The sequence below is a fragment of the Microbispora sp. NPDC049633 genome (assembly GCF_040675265.1).
Taxonomy (GTDB): domain Bacteria; phylum Actinomycetota; class Actinomycetes; order Streptosporangiales; family Streptosporangiaceae; genus Microbispora; species Microbispora maris.
Genome location: NZ_JBFAOO010000003.1, coordinates 35,912 through 52,268, shown reverse-complemented (window position 1 = coordinate 52,268; position 16,357 = coordinate 35,912). Strand labels below are relative to the sequence as shown.

18 protein-coding genes and 2 pseudogenes are annotated in these 16,357 nt (G+C 69.2%); 5 read left to right on the top strand and 15 right to left on the bottom strand.

Annotated elements, in window-relative coordinates:
* Positions 1 to 165 precede the first annotated feature (165 nt).
* Positions 166 to 621: pseudogene (locus AB0J39_RS01880) on the bottom strand (FAD-dependent monooxygenase); the annotation flags it as partial.
* Between the two features lie 60 nt (positions 622 to 681).
* Entirely contained in the window at positions 682 to 1,032 is a 351-nt protein-coding gene (locus tag AB0J39_RS01875; protein WP_363460775.1) for a CU044_2847 family protein, read from the bottom strand.
* A 93-nt stretch (positions 1,033 to 1,125) separates the two neighbouring features.
* Between AB0J39_RS01875 and AB0J39_RS01870 the strand changes: the two genes are divergently transcribed.
* Both AB0J39_RS01870 and AB0J39_RS01865 read left to right on the top strand, forming a co-directional pair.
* A complete protein-coding gene (locus AB0J39_RS01870; RefSeq protein ID WP_363460773.1) occupies positions 1,126 to 1,401 on the top strand; it encodes a tyrosine-type recombinase/integrase in 276 nt (91 codons plus the stop codon).
* 102 nt (positions 1,402 to 1,503) lie between these two features.
* Entirely contained in the window at positions 1,504 to 1,731 is a 228-nt protein-coding gene (locus tag AB0J39_RS01865; RefSeq protein WP_363460860.1) for a helix-turn-helix transcriptional regulator, read from the top strand.
* A gap of 208 nt (positions 1,732 to 1,939) precedes the next feature.
* On the opposite strand, the gene AB0J39_RS01860 is transcribed toward AB0J39_RS01865, so the two are convergent.
* The 4 genes from AB0J39_RS01860 to AB0J39_RS01845 all read right to left on the bottom strand — a co-directional run bounded on the left by AB0J39_RS01860 (position 1,940) and on the right by AB0J39_RS01845 (position 4,585).
* Entirely contained in the window at positions 1,940 to 2,170 is a 231-nt protein-coding gene (locus AB0J39_RS01860; protein WP_363460771.1) for a hypothetical protein, read from the bottom strand.
* Between the two features lie 164 nt (positions 2,171 to 2,334).
* The gene (locus AB0J39_RS01855) at positions 2,335 to 2,631 is read right to left on the bottom strand and encodes a hypothetical protein (protein WP_363460769.1); all 297 of its coding nucleotides are present in this window, start codon (positions 2,629 to 2,631) and stop codon (positions 2,335 to 2,337) included.
* Positions 2,628 to 3,098, bottom strand: coding sequence for a hypothetical protein (locus AB0J39_RS01850; protein ID WP_363460767.1), 471 nt, complete (start codon positions 3,096 to 3,098; stop codon positions 2,628 to 2,630). The genes AB0J39_RS01855 and AB0J39_RS01850 overlap by 4 nt, the downstream gene beginning before the upstream one ends.
* On the bottom strand, positions 3,095 to 4,585 hold the full coding sequence (locus AB0J39_RS01845) for a hypothetical protein (protein WP_363460765.1): 1,491 nt from the start codon (positions 4,583 to 4,585) through the stop codon (positions 3,095 to 3,097). Before AB0J39_RS01845 ends, AB0J39_RS01850 begins: the two co-directional genes overlap by 4 nt.
* A 94-nt stretch (positions 4,586 to 4,679) precedes the next feature.
* Here AB0J39_RS01845 and AB0J39_RS01840 point away from each other — a divergent pair.
* Positions 4,680 to 5,587 (top strand): annotated as a pseudogene (locus AB0J39_RS01840) (IS256 family transposase); the annotation flags it as partial.
* Between the two features lie 249 nt (positions 5,588 to 5,836).
* Here AB0J39_RS01840 and AB0J39_RS01835 read toward each other — a convergent pair.
* From AB0J39_RS01835 to AB0J39_RS01820, 4 genes are all read right to left on the bottom strand, one after another.
* The gene (locus AB0J39_RS01835) at positions 5,837 to 6,448 is read right to left on the bottom strand and encodes a thioesterase family protein (protein WP_363460763.1); all 612 of its coding nucleotides are present in this window, start codon (positions 6,446 to 6,448) and stop codon (positions 5,837 to 5,839) included.
* 85 nt (positions 6,449 to 6,533) lie between these two features.
* Positions 6,534 to 7,643, bottom strand: coding sequence for a hypothetical protein (locus AB0J39_RS01830; RefSeq protein WP_363460761.1), 1,110 nt, complete (start codon positions 7,641 to 7,643; stop codon positions 6,534 to 6,536).
* A gap of 191 nt (positions 7,644 to 7,834) precedes the next feature.
* Entirely contained in the window at positions 7,835 to 8,308 is a 474-nt protein-coding gene (locus AB0J39_RS01825) for an aegerolysin family protein (RefSeq protein WP_363460759.1), read from the bottom strand.
* A 556-nt stretch (positions 8,309 to 8,864) separates the two neighbouring features.
* Positions 8,865 to 10,106: a GDSL-type esterase/lipase family protein gene (locus tag AB0J39_RS01820; RefSeq protein WP_363460757.1), complete on the bottom strand. Its 1,242-nt coding sequence runs from the start codon at positions 10,104 to 10,106 to the stop codon at positions 8,865 to 8,867.
* Positions 10,107 to 10,215: 109 nt separating this feature from the next.
* Between AB0J39_RS01820 and AB0J39_RS01815 the strand changes: the two genes are divergently transcribed.
* On the top strand, positions 10,216 to 10,365 hold the full coding sequence (locus tag AB0J39_RS01815) for a hypothetical protein (RefSeq protein ID WP_363460755.1): 150 nt from the start codon (positions 10,216 to 10,218) through the stop codon (positions 10,363 to 10,365).
* A 170-nt stretch (positions 10,366 to 10,535) separates the two neighbouring features.
* Here AB0J39_RS01815 and AB0J39_RS01810 read toward each other — a convergent pair whose 3' ends face one another.
* From AB0J39_RS01810 to AB0J39_RS01790, 5 genes are all read right to left on the bottom strand, one after another.
* Positions 10,536 to 10,880: a hypothetical protein gene (locus AB0J39_RS01810; protein ID WP_363460753.1), complete on the bottom strand. Its 345-nt coding sequence runs from the start codon at positions 10,878 to 10,880 to the stop codon at positions 10,536 to 10,538.
* Between the two features lie 508 nt (positions 10,881 to 11,388).
* Positions 11,389 to 12,465, bottom strand: coding sequence for a TIGR04500 family putative peptide maturation system protein (locus AB0J39_RS01805; protein ID WP_363460751.1), 1,077 nt, complete (start codon positions 12,463 to 12,465; stop codon positions 11,389 to 11,391).
* 1 nt (position 12,466) lies between these two features.
* Positions 12,467 to 13,453 (bottom strand): MvdC/MvdD family ATP grasp protein, encoded by a 987-nt coding sequence (locus AB0J39_RS01800; protein WP_363460749.1) that lies wholly within the window; start codon positions 13,451 to 13,453, stop codon positions 12,467 to 12,469.
* A 65-nt stretch (positions 13,454 to 13,518) separates the two neighbouring features.
* Positions 13,519 to 13,671 carry a hypothetical protein gene (locus AB0J39_RS01795; RefSeq protein WP_363460747.1) on the bottom strand — a complete coding sequence of 51 codons (153 nt, stop codon included), beginning with the start codon at positions 13,669 to 13,671 and terminating at the stop codon, positions 13,519 to 13,521.
* Between the two features lie 18 nt (positions 13,672 to 13,689).
* On the bottom strand, positions 13,690 to 13,845 hold the full coding sequence (locus AB0J39_RS01790; protein ID WP_363460745.1) for a hypothetical protein: 156 nt from the start codon (positions 13,843 to 13,845) through the stop codon (positions 13,690 to 13,692).
* A gap of 232 nt (positions 13,846 to 14,077) precedes the next feature.
* Here AB0J39_RS01790 and AB0J39_RS01785 point away from each other — a divergent pair, with 232 nt between their 5' ends.
* Positions 14,078 to 16,258 carry a peptidase domain-containing ABC transporter gene (locus tag AB0J39_RS01785; protein WP_363460743.1) on the top strand — a complete coding sequence of 727 codons (2,181 nt, stop codon included), beginning with the start codon at positions 14,078 to 14,080 and terminating at the stop codon, positions 16,256 to 16,258.
* The last annotated feature ends 99 nt before the right edge of the window (positions 16,259 to 16,357 follow it).

Here is a 16,357-nt window from a genome sequence, read left to right as displayed (position 1 = left end):
CCGGGCAGTAGCCGCGGTGAAGCAGGGACCGCCGTACATGAGGTCGGTGCGTTCGACGTCGGCGGGACGACGGGTGTGGACGCGCCAGACGCCCAGGCCGGTCGGCCGCGGAGCGGCGTCGATCCCGATCAGGCCGCGCACCGCGGAGCGGATGCCGTCGGCGCCCACGACCAGGTCGTACGTGCCGGTGGTGCCGTCGGACAGCCGCACGCCGACCCGGTCGCCGGTGTCGGCGAGCGCCTCCACGGTCACGCCGAACCTGGTCCGCGCCCCGGCCTCGCGCACGGCGTCGGTGAGAACGGCCGCCAGGGCAGGGCGGGTTATGCCGAGCGCGGAGGGCAGGCCGAGGCCGCCGCTCCGCGCGTCGTGCATCTCCGCGAGCAGCGTCCCGTCCGGGGCGAGCAACCCCAGCGAGTCGAACGGGAAGCCCGCCGCGGCGACCGGGTCCCAGACGCCGAGGTCACGCAGCACCCCCAGGGCGTTGATGCCCGAGCCGAGCGTGGTGATCCCGGGCTGGATCTCCGCGATGTCCACGGTGACGCCGGCGTGGGCGAGCGGGATCGCCAGGGCCGATCCGGCGATGCCGCCACCGACGATGAGAACTTTGCCTACTGCTGGCATGGGGGTCCTGTTCATGGCAAGGGGGTCGACTAGGAAATCGGCCGCGCCGGTGGCGCGGGGTCAGCCGGAGGGCCGCGGGGACGTGGGGCCGTCGTCCTTGCGCTGCCACTTGATCGTGACGTCCAGGTGGCCTTCCGCGCTGGTCTTGGCGATGATCGCTCCGGCCTCCGCGTTCAGTTTGACCCCGAACTGGATCTCGATCTCGTCCGGAAGGCTCGCCATGGCCCGGAACTGCCGCAGCGCCGCCGACGCCGCCTCGCGGACGTCCCGCAGCGCGTCCTCGAAAGAGATCTTCGCCTCCGCGAAGTCGACGCCCTTGCGGGACAGGCGTTGCACACCGGACCCGGAGTACAGCTCGACCAGCACCGAGCCCCCGCCCTCGTCGAGGTCGACACTCACTACTCCCGCCATCGCTTCCGCTCCCTTTCGTTGGTCACGAAGTCGCCCGCCGGACGCATGCGTCCGGTGTCGAATCGGTGTCTGTCGCCAGCTCCCGGCGTGCGCGTGGACACCGAAGGACCATGCCGGGCCCTGGCGAACGCGGTCGTCCGGCACCTGCCGGCCTGGGCGGGCAGGCTGACCCCGCACGTGCTGCGGCATTACTGCGCGAGCCAGCTTTACCAGGCTGGCGTGGACATCCTCCAGATCCAGGAACTGCTGGGGCGTCCATGGCTCGCCACGACGATGCGTTATGTCCACGCGCACGGAACGCTTGTCGAGGACGCCGTGATGCGGGGCCAGCAGCGCGCCGCCAAGCGGTGGGAAGGACTGATCCGATGAAGTGGAACCTGCGCCTGGCGGCAGCCAACCGCGGGATCTGGAAAGCCAGCGAACTGCGCCGACTGCTCGCCGAGCGCGGCGTGGAGATGAGCGTGGGGGAAGCTGTCGGGGCTGTGGTCGGGCCAGCCCAATGTCCTGCGCCCCGAAGAGCTGGACGCGTTCTGCGCCGTGCTCGGCTGCGAGATCAGCGAACTGATCACCGCTGAACCCGAGAAGGCCCTCGTCCTGCGGCCGAGCACCCAGCAGACCGGCACGGCGGTGGGCCAGGCGGGATCGGCCCGGCCGGTGACGCCGAAACCGAGGTCGGGCCGCTCACTGCCGCCGCGGTGACGGAGCCGACGGCAGCCCCGCCTGCCGACGCATCCTGCCAGACATGCCAAGGTCCGATCGAATCGAGCGCCCACCGGCGAGGCGGTCGCCCTCGGCAACACTGCCACCCATGCCGCCCCTCCAGGACGCAGGCGCGGCGGGCTGGTGACATTGCCGATGGCATGACCGCACCAGCCGGACGTGCGGAGGCATCGTCGACCGCAGCGGGTCAGCCGCGGGCGGGCGCCCACGACTGCACTGCCACGGCTGCCGCCCGCCCCGGCCCCGGCGCGCTGCCGACATGCCGTTCGACGACCTGATCGGGGAGGGGGCGGTAGTCGTTCCGCCCATGCACCGGGCGGTGCTGCAGCGGATGGCCGAGCTCGCTCAGGCCGCTGATGTGACTGATCAGGCCCTTCGTCAGCGGGTGATGCAGATGCGGCGCCTGCTGGACGGCCATGAGGAGGGGCAGCCGCTTCAGCAGAGACCTGCCGCCAGGCGTGGGCGCCCCCAACTGGCGTCACAGCCATGGTTCGAGGATCTCTATCCCGGCGAGTGTCCGGCCTGGTCCTGGTCGCCCTGGGCATCCGCTGATCGCCGATCACCCGCTGACCGATCCGGCGCTCAGCCGTCCTGCGCGCGCTGCCGGGCGGCCGAGTGGATGGCGCGCATGTAGGGGAGGTCCAGGGCGCGGATCTCCGGGCTGAGCTCAACGAACGGCAGAAGGGCGGGATGGCCGGGGTCGCGGGTGAGCGTCCACGCGGTCCATGCGTCGTGCACATCGGAGGCGGTGACCTGCTCGCCCTTGGCCCGCATCAGGACGGCGTACAGCAGGAACAGCCCATCCGACTCCGGTGGTGGCTGGGCCGTCCGGTCCAGATACCGCCGGATCAGCGCGGCGTCGTCGCTGAGGTAGCTCACTGCCACAGTCTTCCCACGAACATGAGGGTGTGCAACGCGGCGAACACCCACGGGATGGCACGTTCGCTCATCCCGAGTTCGGCGTAGCGATTCCGCCACGTGCGGACGGGATCGCGCTTCAGATGCTCCCACTCGTCGGAGAACACCTTCACTGGCAGATTCTCTTCGATCTTGTTGATGACCTTGAACTTGACCGCATTGAGGTCCCGGTAGCTGCGCAGTTGCAGCCACCACGTCGCCGACAGAGCGATGCCGGCCAGCATCACGACGAGTCCCACACCCCACGGGGACCTGGCCAGATTGGGCGCCGTCACGGCCAGCACCGCGATGAAGGTGGTCTGCACGGTGAGGAAGAACGCATTGGCCGACCCTCGGCGCGCGGACAGCCGGTCGGCCATTTCCACGGCCAGCTTGTACAGGTCGAGCACGGCCGGCGCGACGTCGCGCTGAGTATTGTCCGGATTCATGCGCCGTCGACCTGGTACAGCGTCACCAGCTGAGTGGACTTGCCGTCGTTGTCGTAGCTGACGGAGGTGAAGGCCGTCCTGAACTCGGGGTTCTCCGGCTGCATGATCGGGAAATAGACATGCCCGTCCGGATGGCTGATGAAGGGTAGGTTGAGCGCGAGCATCGTGTGCAGGACATGGTCGCGGGTGGGGAACAGGTCCAGAGCGCGGTCGGCGTACTCATCCGCGGCCGGAGAATAGGCGGGTACGAAATACTCCTTCCAGTCTCGGGCTTCCCGGGCCGTCTGAATCAGGTCCTCCGGACTGGACCCATCCGGGCAGGTCAACCGCAGCACGAATTCCTGGATCAGCTCTCGCTTGTAGATCTCGGCGTCTTCGCGCGATATCGCGAGCGGGCTCACTTCCATCTCCCCGGCCCCCTGTCCGTCAACGGCAAGCGACTGCAGGACGAGCATGTCGGTCCGGCCGATGCGGGAAACCGTGGGGCAGATCGTCATCTTGGACGTCATGATGCAGAGCGTGACGTCGAAGAACTTATTGATCGCGATCAGCAGTCGCGCGTAGGGCGTCATGTTCTTGCGGGTCAGGAACTCCGTGACCAGCATCTGCTTGAGCATCGGCTTGTCGTCGGGCCGGGTCGTTCCACATGAGCCGAAGTGCTGGAACACCGCGGCGATGTTCTGCACCTCGCGCAGCTCCGGCTTGTAGGTGTGGCCAAACGAGGTCCGAATGGAGACGACCGTGCCGAACATGCGCCGGTAGATGGACGAGAGTAGGAACTCCAGGTCAGTCCGGATGTCCTGCTGATCGGCGAAGAAATGCACGTTCGCCGTGGCTGTTTCCCCGTCCCAGCTGGAGTCGCGTGTTGCCGCGAACGCTTCGAAGAAGCACCAGGCGCGCTCGATGTAGTCCCGGTAGCCCTCCGACAGGATGATCACCTTGTCGCAGGTGCCGAACAGAGTGCCCAGCGCGTTGATCTCCCGCTGTTGCACCAGGTCCTCGTCGGGGGTGCGCGGCTCCTGTGGCACCGCGCTGTAGTCATAGAAGACCAGGCAGTCGGCGTATCGGGCATCGAGGGCCGCCAGCTCTCGCAGGCGCCCCTGAATTTCCCGGAGCTGCTGGCCCTGGGGATCCGGATGCCCGGTCTCGATCCATCGATGCGACACACAGACCACCGGGCGGCCGCCTTCATCACCGGCCAGCACATAGTCCGCAGCGGTCAGATCCTGATAGCGCTTGATCCGGCTCCAGGTGGCAAGAACTCCCGCCGGAACCAGCTTGATCGAACTCCGGGCGATGAGCTCCTCCCCGGTGGGAGAATTCACGGTCGGCGAATAGGTGAAGTACACGATCCTGGAGTCGGTGGAATCGGGCTCCATTTCGGGGCCGGAGCGCCGGGAGGCGATCTTCTTCCACAGCAGGCGCGCCACCCCGGCGGTCAACGCCCCGGCCATCTGCGCGATCTTCACCTTCGGCTGCTGCTTCATGCGTCGACCGCCCCTCCGGGCCGAACGATCCTGGCTCACAGGATCGCAACCGTGAGCTGGATCGTCCATAGCTGAGGTGCTACCGGAATACAGCGAGATGGTCATCTCGCTGGCGGCCAAGGGCCTGACCACCGGCGAGATCTCCGCGCACCTGGCCGAGGTCTACGGGGCGCAGGTGTCCAAGCAGACCATCTCCACCATCACGGACAAGGTGACCGAGGGCATGACCTAGTGGCAGAACCGCCCCCTGGATGCGGTCTACCCGGTGGTGTCCATCGACGCCATCCATGTGAAGATCCGCGATGGGCAGGTCGCCAACCGGCCCATCTACATCGCTTTGGCGGTCACCGCCGACGGCGAGCGCGACAGCCTCGGTTTGTGGGCCGGCGACGGCGGTGAGGCGCCAAGTTCTGGCTGCACGTGCTGGCGGAGATCAAGAACCGGGGCGTCGCCGATGTGCTCAAGATGGTCTGCGACGGCCTCAAAGGGCTGCCGCAGGCCATCGAGCAGGTCTGGCCCCAGGCCGTGGTGCAGACCTGTGTGGTGCACCTGCTGCGCGCTTCCTTCCGCTACGCCGCACGCCAGCACTGGGACGCCATCGCCAAGGCGCTGCGGCCGGTCTACACCGCCCCGACCGAGGCCGCCGCGATCGAGCGGTTCGCCGAGTCCGCCGAGGCCTGGGGCGGTAGGTACCCGGCGATCGTGAAGCTGTGGCAGGACGCCTGGGCGGAGGTCGTGCCGTTCCTGTCCTTCGATGTCGAGATCCGGCGGGTCATCTGCTCGACGAACGCGATCGAGTCGGTCAACGCCCGGATCCACCGGGCGGTCAAGGCCCGCGGCCACTTCCCCAACGAGCAGGCCGCGCTCAAGTGCGTGTACATGGCCGTCATGAGCTCGGACCCGACCGGCAAGGGCCGCAAACGCTGGGTGGCCCGATGGAAGGCCGCCCTCAACGCCTTCGCCAGCAGCTTCGAAGGCCGCCTAACCCCAACCGCCCGATAGAACCCAGCAAGACCGAGTTGCACCGTTGATTGGACAGACCCGGTTTTCCCCCTTCTTCGGAAGCTGTCGAAGCGGATCGTACTCAGGATGAAAAAGACTCAGTATTGGGAACTGCCATGATCGGTGAGACGGTATCGGCCATGGATTTGGTGCGGCTCATGCTTCGGTCCCACTGGGCGCAATCGTCCGCCGACGCGCGAAAACGCCGCCGGCCTAGGCCGGCGGCGTTCGCGGTGCCGATATTCGGAGTCAGATGGGCGGAGGCGTGTAACGCGCCAGTTGTCTGCTCTGCGCGACCAGCACGCCGTCAGCGCGCCATAGGCGGCCGTCGATCTCGACGTAACCGTGCCGCAGGAAGCGGGAATCGAACCACACGAAGTGCCACCCGTTCCCCGGCCGGCCTCTCCAATGGACGGTGAGATCGACCGTCACCACGCTGCCGCCGAGGCCGAAGTGCCGGTGAGGTGGGGGTGGCCATGAGTCCATGAGCAGGGGAACGGTCGTGACGCCGGTCGGTGTCCCGTCGGAGAAGCGGGTCCAGCCGCCGATCTCGGGTGGTCCCGCGGGTCCGTCCGTGAGGAACCCCACGGTCTCCGCCGTAGGCGCCCTTCGGTCCAGGCGCTGCTCGAAGGTGCCGGTGAGCCGATGCAGGGGGAGTGGCACACACTCGGCGGGAGGAGGAACAGCCGGCATCGGATGCCATGTGGCGGCCCTCTCGTCGTCGGCGTCGAAGGCGCTTGACGGAGCGAAGGTGGCGACCGCGCTGATCCGGGGCGTGCCCGCGATCACCAGCACATACCCGGTCTGCCACGCTTCCAGCAGCCCGCGCAGGCGCTGGTCCTGGCCGTAGACCTCATCCATCGCCGACTCGGGCCGAGGTCGGCGTGCTGGCGATCAGGACACCGAGGCCAGCGAGAAGGGCGTGTCGACATGGAGGCCGGGATGGTCAGTTCTTTGGCCACCCGTCGTCGATGTGGCCAGTCTCGGTGAGGGTGCGCCAGTCGGCGATCAGGGTTTCGGCCGAATCGATCCGGTTAACGGTGTAGTGATCTCCGCGGTACCAAACGCACAGGGCGACACGCTTCCCGTCGTTTTTGAAGTCCCGGCTGACGGTCACCTTCTTCCACTGCTCCTTGATTTCTTCGGAGGTGGTGGTGACCTTCAGCTCGTGTTCGTAGGAGGAGCTGACCGCGGAGGAGAATCCCTCGTAGGAGAACGCGAGGTCGAGGCTGACGCGGATGTTGGTGGTCTCCTCGACCACCTGCTGGTTGCGAGTGGTCAGCCCGATGTAGGCCTCTTCGGTCTTGGTGTAGTTGCTGTTGCCGGCGTGCTCGTAGTACAGCACCTGCTGCCAGTAGCCGTAGCGCCGCACGATGTAGTACGGGCTGTGCTTGGCCTGCCAGGTGGTGTCCTTACCGGGCTCGTTGATTGCCAGGTAGGGGATGGCGACCTGGCCGATGAGGACCTCGTCGGTGCGCATCCTGGGCTGCTGGAAGCCCTTGAGCCGGTCCACGTCACCGATCTGGGACGGGTCGGTGTCGATGTGCGCCAAGTTCTCGACCTTGGGCAGGTGATTGACCCTTTGGAGGGTGAACCGGGCCAGGACTTCATCGTCGTCTCCGACGACCAGCGGCGGGTCGCCCGCCCTCTTGCGGCGGGCGTACAGGCTGGTGCTTGCGTTGGTGATCTCGTAGCCGACGCCGTTGCCGACGATGGCCCAGTGCGTGAGGGTGTTGGCCGCCCAGGCTCGCTGCTGGCCGGAGGTTTCGATCACAAGGTTCGTGTCCGCGGCGCTGCTGAGGTTTTCAGGCATCACCAGCTCGCCCCGGTTGGCGTTGACGATCCAGTAGATGGTGCGTGCGCTGTTGATCGGCATCAGGTGGAAGTAGTTGGCGGCCTCGGGCTTGGCGGCCAGGTCGAGTAGGCACTTGGGCAGCTCGGGCCGGTACACCCGCACGTTGTTCCCGTCGGCCTGCTTGATCAGGTAGATGCCGCCCGGCTTGAGCGTGGTGCCGGAGGGCTGGGAGGCGTGGTAGGTCTGGTCGGCTGTCGTCACAGCGCGCTCCTTGGGAATGAAGGATCACAGGGAGGCTGGCCTTGCCGCGACCCGGACCGGCCCCCGGGAGGGCGCGGTCCGTCCCCGGCGGCCTGATCTGGCCGGTAGGAGGCTCCAGAACAGGCCGCGGGGATCGCCGCTGCGGGACCGGGTCGGTGATATGTCTGGGTGAGAGCCGGTAGGCCGGCGGATCAGTCGGGTGCCGAGACCGTTGCGGTCACGGAGGCGTTGTCGCCGTTACCACCGGTGTAGTCGGTGTCGAAGACCTGGTCGGTCTGATCCCAGTCGTAGCTGTTGCGTCCCGTGTAGGGGTTGTCCCAGTGGAAGCGGATCCGCTTGCCTGACTGGGTGCAGTTGCTGGCCAGATAGCTCACCGCGGCCTCGGTGCCGGTCATGAAGCCGTCGGACTCGGTCTCGAAGTTGTCGCTGGCGCCGGGCTGAATAGTCCGCGCGGGGTGTGTGACCCAGATTCCGTGGTCCAGCTCCTTGTCGCGCAGCGTCAGCACACATTTGGTGGTGTTGTTGAACGTGACGTCGACGCTGCGTGCCGCGCGCTGCTGTCGTGCCACCGGGTCGGGGGCCGGCGCGGCGTGTGCGGCACCAGGAACCGCCGCAAGCCCGGCTCCCAGCGCCGCTACGGCGGCCAGGCGAACCCAACGGGTCATCGGATGCTCCTCTCCTGAGACAGGATGTCTTTGACCGGACGTCGCGCAAAGGCAAACCGAAATCGTCCTTCCTTCCCGGGCGGGCCGACTGGCGATCTTCAGTAGTCTGCACTCTGCGTAATCGACCTGTTACTCACCGTATTCACATGTCCTCCTCCCGGCAACGACCGATCCGCCACTATGCCCTTACCAAGAGACGACACCGCCACCGCCCGGAGTTCGTGCACGAAGGCATCGCCCATCGCGTCGTGGCCCTGTGCTCATTCCGCGTATTGGCACCACGGTGCGCAGATCGTGTGCCGAGACCGCGCTGGCGTCTCAGCGCCCTGGTGCTCGAACGTGGTCGGCAGCGGCCGTGGCCTTGGTTCACCAAGAAGCTTCCGGAACCCTGCGTGAGGTGCGCGCCGTAGCCGGGCTGGACCGTGATGCCCGGCCCCACGCATGGGCCCGATCGAGGCCGGTGACGCGACCGCCCCCGGTAAGGCACACGGCCCCTGGGATGGAGGCGCGTGCAGCGCTGGCCGCCGGGTGAGTTCGATGATGGTGCCGTCGAGGACTATGTGCGGGCTGTGAAATGGATCAGGTCTGACTCCTTGGGCGTGCCCGCGTTGCAGGGCTGGGTGCCGGGCTTGCGGTAGAGGGCCAGCAGGCAGCGGCCGAGCGCCTGCTGGCCGAACGCGTTGGGGTGCATGGCCTCCTGCTGGTGTCCCTGGCTGATCTTCGCGCCGGCGGTGCCGTACCGCACCCATTCCATCGTGTCGCCCAGTTTGGCGGCGTCGTCCAGCGGGCCGGCTTGGCTTGTGCCCTGCTCGCACAACGCGTGGCCCTCCACGGCGCCCAGCATGCTCAGGAACTCCGCACCGGTCGCGGTGGCGACCCGCCGCAGCATGGCGTCGATCGCGGGTGCCAGGGTGTCGTGCATCAGGTCGAAGTCGGCGTCCCACAGCGGGCAGCCGCCCACGAGCGTACGCTTGGTGGCCTTGCCGCCGCCGCCCTCGTCGTAGCGCACCCGGGCCGAGGAGGGCATCGGAGAGGGATAGGACTGCAGGATCAGCCGAAATCCGGCGGAACGAGCGGGCGCCTGGCTCATCACCTGGCGGATCTCCTGAACCGCCAGGGTCACCTGCTGCTCCACCGCCGGTAGCGCGGCGAGAAACCGATCGCCCTCGCCTGTGGAGGCGCAGGAGCGCCTGTCGCCCGCCATGTACATCGCGGCGCAGCGGCGCAGCATCCCGGACAAGTTCAGGTCGTTGCCGCCGATCGACAGCACGACCACCTTGACCTGCTGAGTGGCGGCAACCTGCGCAAGCAGTTCGGCTTGGGGGGCGGTGTTCTCCTTGAACGCCTCGTTGATAACGTGCCGGGTCTCCGCCCCTGAACAGGCCAGGTTGACCGGGGTGAGCCCGGCCTGGCCCAGCCCGGTGATCTCGGCCACGTCGGAGCGGTGACATCCGGTGCCCTCTCCGTGCACGGCCGTGCCGTCATACACCCGCTGGGGGTCGTAGTAACAGATCAAACGCTTGCGATAAGCGGCCCGGTCGGTTCCGCCGCGGGTGCAGCCCGCAGCGGCGGACACCGTACTGTTGCCCCACCACCGGCCTGCCTCGCCGGAGATGAAGCTGTCCCCCAGGGACACCGCCACCTGCTCGGCTGCCCGGGCCTGGGCGGGTGCGGGAACGGCCAGGGCCGTGGCGCTCAGCGCCAGGATTGCCAGAACCCGACCGGCATGCCCGGCACGGCGCAGGTGGCGGGGGACGGCGGGAACGCTGCGGGGATGCTGCGGCACGGTAGCGCTCACTGCTGTTCCTTTCACGGTGCGTGGGAGACGCCTGTTGAGCCGGCCTACGGGCGTGGAAGAACGAATCCGTATGCCTGACCTCGGTGTTCGGGGGAGCGCGAGTACATCCGTGACCGCACCCCTTGGAGGCCGCGAGTCCGCGCGCAGCCGCGGCAAGACCATCGGCGGCGCCGCCGTCACGGACGGCGCCATGCTCCCCGTGGCCTTTCACCTGCGCGAGCAGAACCTCAGCCTGCGTGACAGTGCGCTCAGCTTGTGATCATCAAGGGCAAGAAGAAGGGCCGGCACCCGTCCTGCGCATGCTCCGCGAGCACGACGCCACCGCGGTGTCGGTCGAGGGCTGACCAGCCTGTCGGTGCGGACCGGAACGGCCACACCAGCCGCTCCGCGGGGGTCGTGATGGCCAGGGCGCCCGAATCCGCGCGCGCTTCAGGAGAAGACGACGGAGCGCAGCAGTAGGCGCTCTGAAGCGCCTGCGCCGGGCGGCAGGCTGTAGAAGGCATCTCCCATACAGCCGGCATCGAGGAAGACCGTGGCCGTTGAGCCGGTCAGGTTCTTCGGCGCGTAGGCGGCCGACCTGCCGTCAGAGCCGGCCCCCTTGATGTCGATACATCTCCCGCTCTGGGGGTCGTTGACGAAGCCAACGGCGTCGTACCCGTCGGCGGTCTTGTAGGAGTAACGGAACTGGCCTGTGGCGGCCGATGCGGAGCCGGGAACCGCCAGAACCAGCATGAGGGCGCCGCTGGTGGCGGCCACGGCAGAGTGCAGACGCATGGATCCTCTTCCCGGAACAACGACAACACTTTCTGTAATCATTAGGTCACAGTCAGTGTTTGATGTCGAGCGCCTGCCTCGCTCACGGGGGACGGGACGGCCCCGGCATACGCCGCCGCGCCCGCAGCCGGGACCCACCTTCGGGCGGTCCCCTCCCGGTCCGCCAGGCACTGCCGCCCAAGGTGCCGGAGTACTGCCGGGGCGCCCCGGGTAAGGTGATTCCGCCCTTGCGGGAAGCCTGTGTCCTCGATCAGCCAGGCCGGCAGGGCACGCTAGGCCGTGTCTTCAGTGTGATCTAGCCTTCACCCGCATGCTGCAGGCCCTGCAAGCCGGCGCCGACGCCCGCGGCGACATCGACTGGCTGGTCGCGGCGAACTCCACCATCATGCGGGCCCGTCAGCACGCGGCCGGGGCGAAAAAGGGGGGTGTGACATCACCGCCGGAGGCCGCCGTCGGCTGGCGTGGGCCAGGCGCCGCAGGTAGTGCCATGCCGTCCGCCGGCGTTCGCTCAGGGGACTTCGGACGCGGCCGGCGTGAACGCGCGAAGCGCCCGGGTGACCGAGTCGGTCCGCCGCGCAGTGCCCCACATCCACTCGACGCTCGCCTCACGGCGCCGGGCGGTCAGCCAGCGATCGAAGATCCGCTTCTCGACAGCCCGCCGGGTCTCGTCGTCGAACACGGCCGGCCGGACCGCGAGCACGCAGGCGACCACCGGCTCCCCTCCGGCCCCGGCGAGCACGTCCCCGGCCCTGGCCTCGGCGGCGTCCGGTCCGAGGTCGCAGCGGAACGCCAGCGCCAGGCGGACGTCCGCGCCGTGCTCGAACGCCTCGGCGGCGGCCACGGCCAGCAGATCATCCGTCCGTGCGGACCGTCCCGCCTCCCGGAGCCGGGCGACCCCGGCCTCGGCGTCCTCCGGCCGGGCGTACCGCGCTCGCACCACACACAGCCGGTCGTAGTCGCCCGGAGCGGCGGCGAACAGCCCGGCCGCGTCGCCGGTCACGCGCCGGCGCAGTCCGGCGATGGCGGCCTCCTGGCGGACGAGCTCCTCCAGTGTGGCGTGGTCGAGCCCACGTTCCGTCATCCACTCCCGGGTGGCCTCCACCGTGAGCAACCCCCGGGCCCGGCGGAAGGCGTCCACGGCGTTCTGGAGTTCCTCTGCGGACAGCTCGATCGGATCGCGCTCCAGCTCCTGCTCTACCAGGGCGGCGTTCACCAGCCGGACCGCCAGGGAGGAGTCGCCCCAGAGCCCGTCCAGCACGGCCATGGCCTGCTCCATCTTGACGTCCACGCCGTCGACGCGGACCACGACCTGCTCGCCCGCGTTGTGGCTGCCGCGCAGCGGCCACGGGATCGCCCGGGCCGGCGCGAAGGCGACCGATACCGTGCCGTCCGGCGCGGAGATCAGCATGTCGTAGTGGCGGCTCCCGCCGGGGTGGTCGCGCTGCCACACCAGGCGCATGGGCACGCCCGGGTGCTCGGCGCGCAGGCCGCCCAGCAGCCGTCTCGCCTCGGCCGGCTCCACGTCGCCGATTCGCCGCAAGAAGGCCAGGACGTCGGTCAGCAGGTGGTCGGAGAAGATCGGCACGTCAGGCTCCTTGGAGGAGGTGGTCGCAGACGGCCTCGCTTATCGGAAGGCCGGTGAGGTACTCCACCCACAACCACTGCGCGTTGGGGTTCACCTCGAGGAACACGTGGCGGTCGTCCGGGGTGAGGATGAGGTCGATCGCGCCGTACTCGAGGCCGAGGCGCTCCATGAGGGCGAGGCAGCGGGCGGCCACCTCGTCCGGCAGGCGGTGCGGGCGGTGCGGGGTGACCCGGGTGTCGTAGCGCCGCCAGTCGACGCTGGACCGGTTGGACACCTGAGAGTGGATCTCGGCGGCGAATATCCGGCGGCCCACGATGGTGACGCGTAGTTCCAGACGCTTCGGCACCTGCTCCTGCACGATCATGGGGCAGAACCGCAGCCCGTCGGCGTACGCCAGGTCGCGTGGCGACACGGGATCGCTCAGCCGTGTCACCGTGAGGCCGTCTCCGACCCCTTCGATGAAGGGGATGTGGAACGACTTGGTGATGATCCGGCCCTCGTGCCGCTCGTGGAAGTCGAGGAACGCCTCCGGGTCCGTGGTGATCAGGGTTTCCGGTATGGCGAAGCCGAGCTCGGCCGCGAGGGCGAGCTGGGACGCCTTCTGGCCGGACCGGCGCCAGACCGACTCGCGCGCGGGCAGTTGCGGGCACGGCAGGTGCTCCCACAGGTCCCCGAGCAGGCTCTGACACTCCTTGCCCGCATGCGCGGCGACCGCCGGGTCGGCTATCTCGGCGTGCGGCGCGGGCGGGGTGGGGCGGCGCCACCACACCGCGGTGACCGTGTCGAGGGCGATCTCCTGCTTCCCGTCGCGCAGGACGCGCCGCAGGAGGCCGTCCGCCGCGTACGTCAGGTCCACCCGCCAGGTGACGGGGAAGTCGCCGGGGTCGAAGACGGTGACCCGCGCTCCGCGACCGGTGAGCATCGCGCCCACCCGATCGGCGTGGGGGTCGTCCGCACCGGTGAGGATGAGGACGTGCGGCGAGGGCATCGCGGGGCCTTTCGTGGTCGTCGGGGAGGGTGGGAGCACCGCCGGGGTGCTCCCACCGCCGGTGCTCAGAGGGCGATGTCGTCCCAGGAGCACATGTTGTTGGCGTACGAGCCCGTGTTGTACTCGGGCCACATCCCGCCGCTGATCCCCCGCAGGGACTCCTCGTCGAGCTCGGCGCCGATCGCGTCGATGTCGGTGAGTACGGTTCGCGCCGTCATGTCGGTGTCTCCCTTGTCCTAGCAGTACACGTCGTCGCGGGTGCCGGCCCAGCCGGTGAGGCTGAACGCCCCGTCCGAGTACATCCCGCCGTTGATGCCCTGGAGCCGGCTCTCGTCCAGCTCGGTGCCGATCTCCGAGATATCGCGCAGTTCCGTGCGCGGTGCCTTGCCCATGCGGGCCACCTCCTTTTCCCGGGGAGCCGGGCGGCTCCCGTGCCGCCCAGGCTCGACGGAAGATCTTGTGATCGCCTTGCGGGCAGGCTGAGCATGGCTTGCGGGCCACTGCAACCCGAGGTGGAGGCCGGTTTCCGGATCTTCACGAAGGGCCGCGCCGGCGCGCGGACCGTGAAGTCACGCGAGGCGATGCAAGCGGATCCCCAGTGGGCCGGGGAACACTCCGGGGTCCATGAGGTTCGTTCGCACGAGAGTTCCGCTGAAGTATCAGGACTCCATGACCGAATGCGGCGCGGCCTGCCTCGCCATGATCCTCGGGACGTACGGGCACCACACCACGGTCCGCGCGCTCGCCGACGAGATGGGCGTCGGGCGAGACGGCGCGAACGCCCTGTCGATCATCCAGGCGGCGCGTCGGCGGGGCCTCACCGCCCGGGCGTTCTCCCTCCCGGCGGACAGGATCCGTCACGTCCCCCTCCCCGCCGTGGTCTATTGGGAGTCGCGCCACTTCGTCGTCCTGGAGGGCGTGCGGCGCGGCCGTGTCGAGGTCGTGGACCCGGGAGTGGGGCGTCACCGCATCAGCGAGGAGGAGTTCGCCGAGTCCTTCGCCGAGGTGGTGCTCGTCTTCGCGCCGGGGCCGGGTTTCGCGCGCGGGCGGTTCGGCGACAGGCCGGGCCGCGCGTGGCTCCAGCTCGTCCGCACCGCCTTCGCCGCCCGGCGGTCCCTGGTCGCCCTGCTGGCACTGCTCAGCGTCATGGTGCAGGGGTTCGGGCTCGCGCTTCCCATCCTGACGGAACTGATCGTCGACCGGGTGGTCCTCGCGGGCGAGCGCGACCTGATCGCCTCTCTCGGGGCGGGTGTGGTCGCGGTCTTCGCCGCGCACGCGGCGGTCGGAGTCCTACGGGCGGCGACGCTCGCGACCCTGCGCGTCCGTGCGGACGCCGACCTGCTGGCGACCACTGCGACGCGGCTGCTCGCGGCGCCGTTCCGGTTCTTCACCGGGCGGAGCTCGGTGGACCTGTCCAACAAGGTCATGGGAACCGTGCTGATCAGGGAGATCGTGATCGGCCAGGCCCTCCTCGCGGTGTTCGACGGGCCGCTGGCCTTGGGATACCTGGCGACGGTGGCCGTGCGCAATCCGCTGACCGGCGCCTGCCTCCTGGCCTTCGCGGCGGCCCAGATCACCCTGCTGCTGGCGACCCGGCGGCACGTGGCCGACCTCGCGCGCCGCGAGGCGGACACGCGCAGCGACGTCCAGGGCCGGCTCGTCGAGGTGGTGCGGGGCATCGAGACGGTGAAGGCGTCGGGCTCCGAACCCCGCATCCGGCATCGGTGGACGAGGCTGCTCGGGACATATGTGAACCGGGCCAGGCGCAGCGGCCGGGCCCAGGGCCTGCGACAGGCGGTGCTGGACGCGCTCAGGTTCACGGCCCCGCTGGTCCTGGTGTGGATCGGGGCCCGACAGGTCGTGGCCGGGGAGATGTCCCTGGGAGAGATGCTCGCGCTGCAGGCTCTGGCGGCCGTCGCGCTGTCCCTGCTGTCCTCGCTCGTCGGCGGTCTCCAGGGGCTCCAATCCGCGCGTCCGTACGTCGAACGGCTGGCCGACGTCTGGGGGGCCGAGGCGGAGCCCGTCCCCGCGAACCCGGTGACCGCCCGGCTGAGCGGCCGCGTCAGCGCCGAAGACGTGGGCTTCCGCTACGCGGCCGGCGCGCCGTGGGTGGTGCGGGACGTCAGCCTGGAGGTGGCGGCCGGCCAGAAGATCGCCCTGGTGGGTCGGTCCGGCTCGGGCAAGACGACCCTCGCCCGGCTGCTGCTCGGGCTCTTCACCCCGGTCGAGGGGGAGATCCGCTACGACGGCCTCCCCGCCTCCCGGTTCGACCCCGGCGCGCTACGCCGCCAGTTCGCGGTGGTGCCGCAGGATCCCGTGCTGTTCACCGGCACGATCGCCGAGAACATCGCGCTCAACGCGCCCGACGCGTCGGTGGAGGACATCGCCGAGGCGGCCCGGCTGGCATGCGTCCACGACGACGTCATGGCCATGCCGATGGGCTACGGGACGATGCTCGCGGAGGGAGGCGGCCTGTCCGGGGGGCAGCGGCAGCGCGTCGCCCTCGCGCGGGCCCTGCTGTCCCGGCCGAAGGTGCTGCTCCTGGACGAGGCCACCAGCCACCTGGACACGACGACGGAGGCGGCGATCGAGGCCAACCTCGCCCGGCTGGACATGACCCGCATTGTGATCGCGCACCGGCTGAGCACCGTGCGGGACGCCGACCTCATCCTCGTCATGGACGGCGGCCGGGTCGTGGAGGCCGGCACCCACGCCGGTCTGCTGCGCGCGAGGGGACCGTACGCGCGTCTGGCCGGCTCCGACGCCGCCGCGGGCGCCCCGGACGGCCTGGCCTCCCGGGGTTGAGGAACATCGGAACGAAAACCGGAGCTGCACCACTGTCTTGATCAACAGGTGCTCGGCCTGCCGGTCGAGGTGCGGGGCACGCTGGAGCCGCTGCGGGCG

Excerpts from the sequence above, each read along its gene's own strand:
- AB0J39_RS01795 (WP_363460747.1), bottom strand. The coding sequence starts at position 13,671 with ATGACGGCGCGAACCGTACTCACCGACATCGACGCGATCGGCGCCGAG.
- AB0J39_RS01860 (WP_363460771.1), bottom strand. The coding sequence starts at position 2,170 with ATGGCCGTCCAGCAGGCGCCGCATCTGCATCACCCGCTGACGAAGGGC.
- AB0J39_RS01875 (WP_363460775.1), bottom strand. The coding sequence starts at position 1,032 with ATGGCGGGAGTAGTGAGTGTCGACCTCGACGAGGGCGGGGGCTCGGTG.
- AB0J39_RS01825 (WP_363460759.1), bottom strand. The coding sequence starts at position 8,308 with ATGACCCGTTGGGTTCGCCTGGCCGCCGTAGCGGCGCTGGGAGCCGGG.
- AB0J39_RS01785 (WP_363460743.1), top strand. The coding sequence starts at position 14,078 with ATGAGGTTCGTTCGCACGAGAGTTCCGCTGAAGTATCAGGACTCCATG.
- AB0J39_RS01790 (WP_363460745.1), bottom strand. The coding sequence starts at position 13,845 with ATGGGCAAGGCACCGCGCACGGAACTGCGCGATATCTCGGAGATCGGC.
- AB0J39_RS01845 (WP_363460765.1), bottom strand. The coding sequence starts at position 4,585 with ATGAAGCAGCAGCCGAAGGTGAAGATCGCGCAGATGGCCGGGGCGTTG.
- AB0J39_RS01850 (WP_363460767.1), bottom strand. The coding sequence starts at position 3,098 with ATGAATCCGGACAATACTCAGCGCGACGTCGCGCCGGCCGTGCTCGAC.
- AB0J39_RS01835 (WP_363460763.1), bottom strand. The coding sequence starts at position 6,448 with ATGGATGAGGTCTACGGCCAGGACCAGCGCCTGCGCGGGCTGCTGGAA.
- AB0J39_RS01800 (WP_363460749.1), bottom strand. The coding sequence starts at position 13,453 with ATGCCCTCGCCGCACGTCCTCATCCTCACCGGTGCGGACGACCCCCAC.
- AB0J39_RS01810 (WP_363460753.1), bottom strand. The coding sequence starts at position 10,880 with ATGCGTCTGCACTCTGCCGTGGCCGCCACCAGCGGCGCCCTCATGCTG.